General features: G+C 39.5%; 9 protein-coding genes and 1 pseudogene. 5 read left to right on the top strand and 5 right to left on the bottom strand.

The features are described 5' to 3' along the window. The first annotated feature begins 26 nt into the window (after positions 1–26). The 3 genes and pseudogenes from GQR53_RS11505 (at position 27) to GQR53_RS11495 (ending at position 2095) form a co-directional block, all read left to right on the top strand. The gene (locus tag GQR53_RS11505; RefSeq protein ID WP_165743995.1) at positions 27–383 is read left to right on the top strand and encodes a VOC family protein; all 357 of its coding nucleotides are present in this window, start codon (positions 27–29) and stop codon (positions 381–383) included. Between the two features lie 150 nt (positions 384–533). After that, positions 534–1115: a uracil-DNA glycosylase family protein gene (locus tag GQR53_RS11500; protein ID WP_165743994.1), complete on the top strand. Its 582-nt coding sequence runs from the start codon at positions 534–536 to the stop codon at positions 1113–1115. A 256-nt stretch (positions 1116–1371) separates the two neighbouring features. After that, positions 1372–2095, top strand: a pseudogene (locus GQR53_RS11495) (bile acid:sodium symporter family protein). A 305-nt stretch (positions 2096–2400) separates the two neighbouring features. On the opposite strand, the gene GQR53_RS11490 reads toward GQR53_RS11495, so the two are convergent. Together GQR53_RS11490 and dgt are read right to left on the bottom strand one after the other, a co-directional pair. Further along, positions 2401–4044 (bottom strand): cell surface protein, encoded by a 1644-nt coding sequence (locus GQR53_RS11490; protein WP_165743993.1) that lies wholly within the window; start codon positions 4042–4044, stop codon positions 2401–2403. 72 nt (positions 4045–4116) lie between these two features. Beyond that, positions 4117–5583 carry a dGTPase gene (gene dgt / locus GQR53_RS11485; protein WP_165743992.1) on the bottom strand — a complete coding sequence of 489 codons (1467 nt, stop codon included), beginning with the start codon at positions 5581–5583 and terminating at the stop codon, positions 4117–4119. Positions 5584–5745: 162 nt separating this feature from the next. On the opposite strand from dgt, the gene GQR53_RS11480 reads away from it, so the two are divergent. Then, positions 5746–6966: an ectonucleotide pyrophosphatase/phosphodiesterase gene (locus GQR53_RS11480; RefSeq protein WP_165743991.1), complete on the top strand. Its 1221-nt coding sequence runs from the start codon at positions 5746–5748 to the stop codon at positions 6964–6966. Between the two features lie 91 nt (positions 6967–7057). On the opposite strand, the gene GQR53_RS11475 is transcribed toward GQR53_RS11480, so the two are convergent. Together GQR53_RS11475 and GQR53_RS11470 are read right to left on the bottom strand one after the other, a co-directional pair. Beyond that, on the bottom strand, positions 7058–7801 hold the full coding sequence (locus GQR53_RS11475; RefSeq protein WP_002959157.1) for a zinc-dependent metalloprotease family protein: 744 nt from the start codon (positions 7799–7801) through the stop codon (positions 7058–7060). A gap of 120 nt (positions 7802–7921) precedes the next feature. Next, positions 7922–8626: a hypothetical protein gene (locus tag GQR53_RS11470; RefSeq protein ID WP_165743990.1), complete on the bottom strand. Its 705-nt coding sequence runs from the start codon at positions 8624–8626 to the stop codon at positions 7922–7924. 378 nt (positions 8627–9004) lie between these two features. On the opposite strand from GQR53_RS11470, the gene GQR53_RS11465 reads away from it, so the two are divergent. Next, the gene (locus GQR53_RS11465) at positions 9005–10162 is read left to right on the top strand and encodes a benzoate/H(+) symporter BenE family transporter (protein ID WP_002959155.1); all 1158 of its coding nucleotides are present in this window, start codon (positions 9005–9007) and stop codon (positions 10160–10162) included. 137 nt (positions 10163–10299) lie between these two features. Here GQR53_RS11465 and GQR53_RS11460 read toward each other — a convergent pair whose 3' ends face one another. Beyond that, positions 10300–11349 (bottom strand): DUF2955 domain-containing protein, encoded by a 1050-nt coding sequence (locus GQR53_RS11460; protein ID WP_165743989.1) that lies wholly within the window; start codon positions 11347–11349, stop codon positions 10300–10302. Between the last annotated feature and the right edge of the window lie 7 nt (positions 11350–11356).

Genomic DNA, 11356 nt, shown 5'->3' with positions numbered 1-11356 from the left:
TGAGTAAAAATAAAGAGTGAATAACGATGAGCGATCACGAAAAATTAAACTACGTTGAGTTTCCTGCATGCGACTTACCCGCAACTAAGGCCTTTTTTAGTCGTGTATTTAATTGGCAGTTTACCGACTACGGCCCAGAATACACGGCGTTTAGTGGCCAAGGGCTTGATGGTGGTTTTTTTAATGCGCCGCTTAAATCGCTAACTCAAAACGGTGCTGCGCTATTGATTTTTTATAGTAACGACATTCACGCCACGTATAAAAAAGTACAACTCCATGGTGGCACAATATTAAAATCTATTTTTGAATTTCCGGGTGGTTGCCGGTTTCATTTTGCAGAGCCGAGCGGCAATGAATTTGCTGTATGGGCAGAGAAACACTAGATTTAAAAGGGCCTGTAGAGCGAATGAGCTCAAAGATCACGATTTTACTAACTAACGCTCGTTTTAACTAAAATAAACCGATTTTTTACCAACTCATTCATCCTAAATGGCCATTTAGGATGAATATTAAGCATTTAAGGCCAAATAAACATGAATAGTCACCAATTAATAGACCAAGTTAGTAAATGCGTGATCTGTGAACCTAATTTACCTTTAGGGGCTCGCCCTGTTATACAATTTAACCCAAACGCACGTATTTTAATTGCAGGCCAAGCACCTGGAATCAAAGTTCACGAAACAGGTGTGCCGTTTAACGATGCAAGCGGAAACCGCCTACGAGAATGGCTTGGGCTAACACGTGATGAATTTTACGACGCTAATAATATAGCCATTTTACCTATGGGCTTTTGTTACCCAGGTAAGGGTAAAACGGGTGATTTACCACCTCGAAAAGAATGTGCCCCAGCATGGCGAGAGCAATTATTGGCTGCACTACCAAATATTGAGCTTACAATAGTGCTTGGTAAATACGCGCAGGCGTATCATTTACCGGAGACTAAAAAAATGCCACTTACGGAGTTAGTAAAATCTTGGCGTGAGTATTGGCCAAATTATTTAGTACTTCCACATCCGAGTCCGCGTAATAATATATGGCTTAAAAAGAATCCATGGTTTGAACAAGATGTACTTCCAGAGCTGGGTAAACGCATTTCTACTATTTTAAATAAGTAATACTTCTAGCATTAGGATTTATTGTAAAGGGGCATTATACCAATCCGCAATAATACTTAATCATTTTGCGGGGCTAAACGTGTCGCTACCTGTGTTAAAAAACTCTCATTTATAACAACTAAATAGCGAATTTTTTGCCTAGCTATCAACACGTTTTTCTATCCTCAAAATAGATCACTTAATTAAGCGAATTGGTATGCAGTTAACTTAAAATTAACACTCTAATTAAAAACAATAACAAACGAGGCTGTCTAATTTGAATGCATCTATATTAACCGAAGTAATACTTCCGTTCGCTCTTGCACTTATTATGTTTGGTATGGGTCTTGGGCTCACAACAACCGATTTTACTCGTCTATTTAAAAACCCGCTTGGCATTGTCATGGGTTTAATAGGCCAACTTGTAGCAATGCCTTTATTAGCATTAGGGCTGTGTTATTTACTTAACCTAGCAACGCCTATCGCTATTGGATTAATGATATTAGCTGCTTGCCCCAGCAGACGATGCTACTTTTTCTATTTTAACTACTTCATTAGGGCTATTTTTTATTACCTTAGTGCCAGTTGCTATAGGCATTTGGTTACGTCACTTTAAAAGTGATTTTGCCATTAAAGCAGAGCCGTTTTTTAGACGCTTCTCGTTGTTTTTTATGCTTATGATGATTGCCGCACTAGTAATAAAAGAGCGCGATTTATTAGTTAGCTCATTTAACGATGTATTTTGGGCGTGCATAGTGCTTAATATTGGCTCAATGGTTGTTGGTTGGTTAATTGCTAAGTGTTCAAAATTAAATTTAACTGATTCGCTGACGCTTTCAATTGAGGTTGGAATTCAAAATGCATCGTTAGCTATTTTAATCGCTATTAGCTTTTTAAATAAACCAGAATACGCAGTTACCGGTGGCGTGTATGGCCTTGCCATGTTTATAGGGCCACTGCTATTAATTGGCGGGTTAAAGCTTAAAAATAAACTTACCTAGGGCATGTTGACCAAGTTACTTTAATTTATGGCTGCGGATAACGTAGACGTAAACTCCAGTCTAAAAATACCACCAGACAAATGTGTGCACTGCACTCATCGCGCCAACAAGTTGTAAGCTTATAAAACACTCTCAAGCTTGAATATTGCGCCAGGCGCTGAGCTTGCTCGCGCAAGGAGCGAAGCTCCTAATTACTAAGGCGCATTTTAGGATGAAATAGGAGTGTAAGTAATACGGTAAAAAAGCAGTTAATTATTTGGTTACGGAAGCAGCGCCTCAAATATGAGGCGCTACTTTAAAACTTACTATTTGGTTTGCATGTTTTTAGCGCGTTCTTCTGCATCTATCAATGCTTGCGATTTAGGCGCGCGTTTTTTCTCTTCTATTTTGGGCTTTTCAGTTGAGTCAGGATCCCAGCTTGAGTCTAACGACAAGTTAGCAAATGGATTGTTACTGTCTGCTTTTTTAGGCTCACTTACTGGCTCATCAACTTGCGGTGTTGTTTGTGTTTGCTCAGGTGTTGCGCTTTGTTTTTTAGGCATCGGCTTTTCACCAGGTAATGGTGCATCTGGATTAAATGTACGTACCTCTGGTTCTTTAAAGTCTTGCTCTGTTGTATATGTAGTCGATTGAGCGTCAGCTATTTGCTCTGGTGCGTGTAAATCTACAACCGGCTCACTCGCTGTTACTGGCTCAGGAGTACTAATAACCGGCTCTACAGTGTTGTGTTCGGCTTCTATTGGCGCAGGTTCCATTACTTGCGCTGTATGGTGCTTACGTTGTTTTTTTACAGGCTTTGCATCTGGATCAAAGTCGCGTACTTCTGGCTCATTAAAGCTGCTGGCATTTTTAATACGCTCTAAGGTTGTTTTTGCTGCTGCTTCAAACTCGGCTGTATTAGGCTCAGGTTTTTGCTTTACTTCGTTAAACGTAGCGGTACTTGTTTGCTCTAAAGTATCAATTGAGTTAAGCGGTGTAGGCTCAATTTTGCTTGTTTGCACTTGTGTAGCTACGTTGTTTTGCTCATCTGAAATTTGCGGTGGTGTATGTTCAATATCAGCATTTTGTGTAGTGTTCGTAGGCTCTAAAGGCTCTTCATTTGCCTCTACGCTGCTCTCAACTGGTTTATTATTTTGAGTTACTTCGTTGATGACAACAGGCTCAATCTCTGGCTCTTTTGTAGTGTCAGGTTTAGCTGGCGTAGCAATTTTTTCTGATTTAACTTCAGGTGGAGCCGCTATAGTCGGTTCTGCCATCGCTTTACTTTGTTTTGCACGGCGCAGGCGCACGACTATCATAGCGCCAATAAGTATCACTATAACAAGTATTAAAGTGGGTAAAAGTAACGAGCTTGGGCTCTGCGCTACAGGTTGCGGCGCAATTACTGGCGCTGGTTTAGTTAACACAGGTGCTGGTTTTACAGGTACAGGCTTTTCAAGCGTAGGTTGCACGTTTTGCTCTGGCGTCGCCGGTTGTACTTGCTCTATCACAGCTTCGTTTTTTTGCTCTGTAACTACTTGCTCAGGTACTGCTGTTGTTGGCTCTGCATCAATTACTATTTCGTTACTGTTGGTATTTAGCTGATCGTTAATTTGTTGTTTTTGATCATCAGTTAAATTAAGTGTTTGCTCGTTGATGCTATCTTTAACAGCTTCTTCAGTGAGTTGTATTACAGGGGCAGGTTCAACAATTTTAGGTTGCGGCTGAGTAATAATCGCCGGTTCAGGCTCTATTATTTGTGGCTTAGGTTGTGCTTGAATTTCTTTTGGCTTATTACAGTTATTTTTGTAATCACGCGCTGCCTTACGATATTTTTGACTCGCTTTATTATTACTATTTTGCTGCATTTCTTGTTTAATTAAAATGCACATAGCTTCGTTGTATGCAGCACTTTGCGCACTATAAAATAGGGCAAAGCAAAGGGTAAATCTAATTAGTTTTGATATCATAAAGTTATGCGCGCTTAAATATTAATAGTTTGATTTTAAGCGCAAAATTGAAAGTTATCCAGAGTAATACGACTAATCAATAACCATAAGGCTGCGATATTCATCGTAAGCAAATTGGTCTGTCATACCGCTTATATAATCTTGAATTAATCTACAGCGATAATAAAATTCATACGCTGCAAAGTGATCGGGCTCTTCTTGCATTGCATCTATTGCGTGTTGGTAACTATTTAAGTGCTTTTTAGAGAGCTTTTTAACAAGTCGCGACTCAATTAATAAACGTGAATCGCCATTTAGAGCGCGCCTAAAGTCATCGCTGTTCAATTGCAGTAGCGGTTTGTAGCAATCGAGTAAGCCATTAATTATTCTATAACCTTGCAGCTCTAATTTTTCGACTTCTTTATTTGAAAAAACATGCTCAAGTGCAACTTGCTTTAGCATTTTGGTTACAGCGTGTAGATGGCTTCTATCTTCTAAAAGTGCTTGGTTAAAGTCGCCATGATAAATAGGTTCTATATTTTCAATAAAGCGTTTTGCAGCATGTCCAACTAGCGGATGTAAAAGTGCTACGCGCAGGTATATAAAAAATTCGCTGTTAAAGTTATACGGTTGTGCTTTGGCGCGCTCATGTGCGTAGTCAACTGCTTTATCTACAAAAGTTTGGTGCTCAGTGTCGTCTATTGTTAGGTTTATGAGTGCTTTTTTATAATGACTTTTAAGCTGTGTACATAAGAATTCGGTGCTTATGATCCCTTTTTCAACAGCATCCTCTATATCGGCTAGGCAATACGAAATGTCGTCGGCGGCTTCCATTATATAACTTGCTGGATGGCGGCAATATTGCTCAATAGTGAGCTCTTTTTGTAGCGCTTCAACAAAGTTTTTTTCACTGTAGTAGTAACCCACTTTCTTCATTAAGTAGTTTTTATTTTGCGGTATATCTTTTGTATCAAGCCCTGCAGGGCGAGTGTATTTTAAAATACCAGCACTTTGGCTGTAGGTTAAATTAAGCGTTTGCAGCGAATGAATTATACGTATGCCTTGAGCGTTGCCCTCAAAGTTACAAATATCAAGCGCAAGGTGTTTAAAAACAACACCTATACCGGTATTTGGCTCTTTACAGCGCTCGGGTGTTACGCTTGCTAGGTTGTTATTAAACCAGTGGTTTATTGCCGCTTCACCAAAATGTCCAAACGGTGGGTTGCCTATGTCGTGCATTAGGCAGGCCATTTCTACTAAGCTTTCTAGTGGGCGTTCTAGGTCGGTTAAGCCGTAATCTTTTTGTTGTTGGTAGCTTAAATTAGCAAAAATACGTTGCACTATAAAACGACCAACCTGTTGTACCTCAAGCGAGTGAGTAAGGCGAGAGCGTACAGCTGCGTTGCGTTCAAGCGGAAACACTTGGGTTTTTTGCTGAAGCCTGCGAATAGCGGCACTATTAATAATACGTCCACGGTCGCTTTCTAGCGCCATTTGTAAGTTAGAGGTTGTGCGGTACATTCGTGCTGGCGTTATTTTTTTACTAAAATCTATGGTCATCTTTATACTTATCCTTTTAACAATTGATGACTGGCATAGTTTTTAGCACATAGTCATTTGTCTTTAATATACAGGGTTTAATCTATCAGTTTGTATCATAAAGTAACAACTTGCTTTAAAATAATTTTTTGAATAATTGTTGTGCATTTATAGGTGTTTATAATGAAACAGTGGATTTTAAAGGCAGTATCAATTTGCCTAATGTTAGGAATGAACAGCGCGTTTGCTGCAAAAGAGCAAACTGTGGTGCTTGTATCAATTGATGGCCTGCGTTGGGATTATATTGAAAAACACGGTGCGCCAAATTTAAAAGCAATGGCCGAGCGCGGTGTTCGCGCACAAAAACTAGTACCTGTTTATCCAACTAAAACGTTTCCTAACCATATTTCTATTATTACGGGCTTATTGCCGGTAAACCATGGCATTGTTGATAATAGCTTTTGTGATAAAGCGCGTAAAAACGACTGTTACAGCATGGGCAAAGCATTGGGCGATAGCACTTGGGTGAAGGGGATTCCGCTTTGGAATTTAGCAAAAATGCAGGGACTTAAATCGGCTACTTATTTTTGGCCTGAGTCAGATGCATTATTTAACGGCATGACACCAGATTACTTTTATCACTATTCTAAATACAGCGATTACCAAAGCCGTGTTGATCAAATTATTCAGTGGTTAAGTTTACCAAAAGCACAGCGCCCACGTTTTATTGCGAGTTACTTTTCGCTAGTTGATAGCATGGGTCATGAGTTTGGACCAGACGCACCACAAACGCGAGATGCAGTTAAACAACTTGATGAATTAATGGGACAATTACAAACCCGGTTAAGTAAATTAGAGCAAGAGGTAAACTTAGTTATTGTCTCGGATCATGGTATGGCGAGTATAGATCCAGATAAAAGTATTGATGTAACCACACTGCCTCAAGATGAAAACTTTTTAGTTAAAAACACCGGTCCACGTTTACTTATTTATACTCAGCCTGATGCTAAAAATGCTGATATTGAAGGTTACAAAGCACGCTTACGGGATGCGTCAAACGGTCGCTATACAGTATTAACTGACGAGCAGTTAGCAGCGTACCATTACAATAAAGGCACTCGCGTAGGCGATATTGTGGTGCAAACTACAGCGCCAGCGGTATTTACCAATGGTAAAAAACCAACCTATTTAGGGACTCACGGTTATGCATATACCGAGGATATGGCAGCATCATTTATTGCTGTAGGCCCTGCATTTAAACAAGGTGTAAGCCTTAAAGAAGTGAGTAACCTTGATATTTACCCAGTACTTGCAAAAGTGATGGGGCTTAAATTGTTAAATAAAGTAGATGGCAATGGTAAAACATTAATGCCAGCAATTAAGCAAAAAGTGGTTGTGCATTAGCTTAATCTATAAGAGCGCGTAAGCGCTCTGCAGGGAAGAACATGTTAAAACTTTAAAGTGGGCTATTTAGCCCACTTTTTTATTGGGCAGCTTATTTAAAGTTAGCAATACTTGTTTTTGTAGCAGTAACCGTGCGAATTGCATACGCTTGGTTTGTAATACCAAATGCAATACCGTTTACGCTCCAGTTAGGGTTAGAGAAGTAATCGTACTGAGTTGCGCTACCGTAAACGTGCGGGTAAGCCATTATACTTGCAAACTCGTTTTGTACGCCGTGACCCATGCCATCTACATATACACCGCCAGATGTGTCACCTTGTTTGCGTGAATGCGCTAAACCTTGGTTATGACCAAGTTCGTGTACAAATGTAGTTGCACCACAATCAATTGCAGTGATTGAGTACATACGGCTGCTCATTGAGCTGTATAGATTGCCATTAGTGCCTTGGCCAACCCATGCTAAACCACATGAAATAAGCCCATTGCCAGCACTTTGACCAGTACCTAATACGGCAATCATGTCGGCTTTCCAATCGCTGCGTAAACCATCTACGTAGCTGCTATTTGTAACCGAATCTAACCAATCTTCAGACGGCGTTACTGCGTAGTCACCTAAGTTTTGTTTGCCAGCTAAGCGTAGTGTTATATCAACGCCATTTTGGCTATATACTTGATTACTAAAAGCAATTAGTTGATTTATTTTAGTGTCAATATTACTAGTTGCAGCAGCTGATTGGTCGGTATATAAAATACCGATATCGATTGTTTCTGCTTGCGCAACACTTGCTGCACATAATGCCGCAGCCAGTGCGGTTGTTGTGATTACTTTTTTCATTATTGTATTTCCTTACTCTTGTTGTGGTTGGAACTGTTTTTAACTTGGTTGAGATCATAAAAAGCAGACACACTAAAGCTGCCTTATAGTGCGGCTTTAATTGCTTTTTATACTTTTTGGTTAGCCATCAATTTTTGGTGCAAATATATCGATGCTTTTATCTGATTTGGGCTTTGGTGCGGTTACTTCATGCTCTATGTGGCTTTTATATAAATCGCGTTTTGCTGCAATCCATCCGTACTTACCTTTACTTTCGAATACATAGTTGCCAGAAGGGGCAGTAAATTGGCCATATACGGCATCTTTACCTACCGTTAAAACGGTATTATGCATGCGACCGTCAACACCCACTATTTTACCAAATATGCTCTTATCGCCATTTTCAGACTCAACCACATTAGTCACCTCTGCGGTGAATGTTTCGGCTGTTTGCGGAATAGCTAAATCAAAGTTTTCACCAGTCTCTAACGCCTGTAAAGAATTTAAATCAAACTCAATGTAGGCTTCGTTATGTAAGTCGGTAGGTAAAACTTTTGCGTTTATAAGCACTTGCTTTGCTTTGTCTGATAGGCGATTTACGGCATCAAATTCTTCAAACGGTAAGCTGTTGTCAGGGGCAACAATGGGTTTAACGGTAATTGGATCTTTACTCATATCAATAGGTGCAGGGGGATGCGTATTGCGCGTTTTTTGTAAATCAATAGGAACAAAATCAATAGCAACAGGCGCGATAGGTTCGCCCGTTTCATCTGCATTAAAAAATAGCCCATAAACTGCAAATGCCGATAATGGCATAGCAATTAGTAAGACGACAGATCTCTTCATTTGTTTCTCTTTTAGTGTTTTTGGTTAACTATTTGTTACGTTTTATATTATTAAATGGATTAGATCAAGATAATAAATGTAACCGAAAAGAATTATTTCTTAATTTTATAATTCCTTATAAAATATAAGGATATTTATTTTTGGTGTGTTTTTTGCTCTTTTTGGTATTGGTTTTTAGTAGTGTTTACGCGGGCTTTGGCGAAGTTACAGGTACTTGTTTGTTTAGTTAAATACAATGGTTAAAAGTGACTTTTTAACGTTAATTACAATGAAAAATAAAAAGTGAATTTATTTCACCTTTTGTAAACCAATCGCTAATTGCAATGTAATTATTGGGCACGTATGTTGTGTGCTGCATAAATGCATTACGAGGAATTTATGAAGGTGTCTGATCAGTTGCTTAACCGAATTACAGCAGGACTTGTGGCTGTAATTATTGGTTTTTCGAGTTCTATTGCATTAATTTATCAGGTAGTGATAACCCTTGGTGGTACGCCCGATTTAGTAGCTAGTTGGATTTTAATGCTCGGTTTAGTGATGGGCACAACGTCAATTGGTTTATCGTACTATTACAAAGTACCTGTTTTAATTGCGTGGTCTACCACAGGAGCTGCATTACTTATTTCAAGTGCCCAAGGGTATAACTTAAATGAGGCTATTGGCGCGTTTATGCTCAGTGCATTGCTCGTGTTTTTGTCGGGGGTTACGGGCTGGTTTGAAAAAATAATGAACCGAATTCCAAGTGAGCTTGCATGCGCCATGTTGGCCGGCGTGCTTGTTACCTTTGGTATCGATGTGTTTAATTTTATGAACGACATGCCTTTAGTAATTGGTTTAATGGTCGTTATGTACTTTATTGGTAAACGCTTTTTTGCCCGCTTTGCTATGTTAAGCGTGCTTATTATAGGTGTATTACTCGCTTGGCAAATGGGCCATATTGATACCAGCGCGCTGCACTGGAAAATGAGCGAATTTGCTTATATTGAACCCGCTTTTCACTTGCAAGCATGTATTAGTATAGGTTTACCACTTTATATAGTTACCATGACTTCGCAAAATTTACCGGGTATTGCGGTTTTAAAAGCACATAAATATAAAGCGCCTATATCTGCATCTCTTAATGTTACTGGCTTTGTAAATATGCTTAGCGCTCCTTTTGGAGCCTACTCTATTAATTTAGCCGCTATTACCGCAGCTATTTGTATGAGTGATGAGGCGGATAAAAATCATGATAAACGTTATTGGGCGAGTATAGCGGCTGGCGTATTTTATATTTTAATGGCGCTGTGCGCAGCTACATTAGTTGGCTTGGTGGCAAGTTTACCGCAGGCTCTTATTTTAGCTTTGGCGGGCATTGCGCTATTTGGCACCATTGCTAATAGTTTGCAGCAAGCCCTTAGTAGTACTGAATATACTGAGGCCGCAATAGTCACTTTTTTAGTAACTGCATCTAACTTAACATTACTCTCAGTGGGGTCTGCTTTTTGGGGGATTATAGCGGGTGTGCTAACGCTTATTATCACCAGGAAAGACTAAAAGCTTTATTGTGTACAAAGAGCCGTTGGTGAATATTTAAAACAAAATTATAGTTTATTTATATCATTAAAATAGTTTAACTAAGCTTATAAAAAAGGCTGCAATTGCAGCCTTTAGCTTTACAAAACAAGATTTACCTAAGCAAAAGTATGATGGCGAGTTACACTAAACCGATTAAGTATATGATGCATAACATATACGGCGCACAGACTTAATATTATAGCCACAGATACTGAACTAAACCGGTACATTGCACTATAAACAAGATCTTGGCCTGGCCCGAGTGAATTTCCAAACAAAATACCAAATGTAGTCAACACACCAAAACCAATGCCAGGTATGCCTCCGCCTAAAATATGAAAGCGCGCAAAAACAAACGAAAGTATCCATAAAATAGCCATCGGAAAAAGTAAAAAATCAGAGTGACTATACAAAAATAGTTGCGATAGTAACGCTGCATTACAGCCTATAAGCGTTCCAATTGCTCGCTGCCAACCGGCCATACCTGCGGCTTTCCAGCACAACGAAAATAAAATAAGCACAGAAGCTGCCTGCGCAGATATTGAGTCTTGTAAATCAAGAACCTGAAAAACAACAAAAGAGAGCGTAGCCACGGTTGAGCATAACAATACCTCATGGCGAATACTTTCTTTTGCTTTAGCTGGCATTACTCGCCCGGGCCTTGCGGTTACATCAGGAAATAGGCCATGCATTAATGCTCCAATAATAACGGTTAAAAATATAGCCAAACCATTAGTTAAGATTAATGGATAAATACTGCTTCCTTGATCAACATAGCTGGAAAAATGTAGCTGAATAGAAAGACTGATCACGCCTAAAGCGCCAAATAAAAAGGCACTACCGCTACTCATTTGGTGAAATAAAAAGCAGAAAACACCAAACACTAACAATGCCATAACGACTGGCAAGTGAGAAAACAATCCCTGCATTATCAGCACGATAAGTGCGCTAAATGCAGCAGATGCTATAAATTGATTTATAAGCCCACGACTTAACGTAGGTACCATGCCCAATATCAACATAGGATAAACGGTAAAAAATATACCATTGGGCCAGTTCATTAATTTACTAATGGTAAAGCCAAGGGTACACCCACCTGCAATGCGCAGTGCTTGGCGAAGGCCATTGGAGTCTAATTGTGGGCCTTGGCTAACAATTTGAGTCATAAAGCCT

The organism is Pseudoalteromonas sp. Z9A6 (assembly GCF_011378805.1).
Classification (GTDB): Bacteria; Pseudomonadota; Gammaproteobacteria; order Enterobacterales; family Alteromonadaceae; genus Pseudoalteromonas; species Pseudoalteromonas distincta.
Note: the sequence above shows the minus strand (reverse complement) of the source record. Positions and strands in the feature narration are given on the sequence as shown.

Bases quoted from the DNA above. Each gene is read 5' to 3' on its own strand.
- GQR53_RS11505 (WP_165743995.1), top strand. From the start codon at position 27: ATGAGCGATCACGAAAAATTAAACTACGTTGAGTTTCCTGCATGCGAC.
- GQR53_RS11500 (WP_165743994.1), top strand. From the start codon at position 534: ATGAATAGTCACCAATTAATAGACCAAGTTAGTAAATGCGTGATCTGT.
- GQR53_RS11490 (WP_165743993.1), bottom strand. From the start codon at position 4,044: ATGATATCAAAACTAATTAGATTTACCCTTTGCTTTGCCCTATTTTAT.
- dgt (WP_165743992.1), bottom strand. From the start codon at position 5,583: ATGACCATAGATTTTAGTAAAAAAATAACGCCAGCACGAATGTACCGC.
- GQR53_RS11480 (WP_165743991.1), top strand. From the start codon at position 5,746: ATGAAACAGTGGATTTTAAAGGCAGTATCAATTTGCCTAATGTTAGGA.
- GQR53_RS11475 (WP_002959157.1), bottom strand. From the start codon at position 7,801: ATGAAAAAAGTAATCACAACAACCGCACTGGCTGCGGCATTATGTGCA.
- GQR53_RS11470 (WP_165743990.1), bottom strand. From the start codon at position 8,626: ATGAAGAGATCTGTCGTCTTACTAATTGCTATGCCATTATCGGCATTT.
- GQR53_RS11465 (WP_002959155.1), top strand. From the start codon at position 9,005: ATGAAGGTGTCTGATCAGTTGCTTAACCGAATTACAGCAGGACTTGTG.
- GQR53_RS11460 (WP_165743989.1), bottom strand. From the start codon at position 11,349: ATGACTCAAATTGTTAGCCAAGGCCCACAATTAGACTCCAATGGCCTT.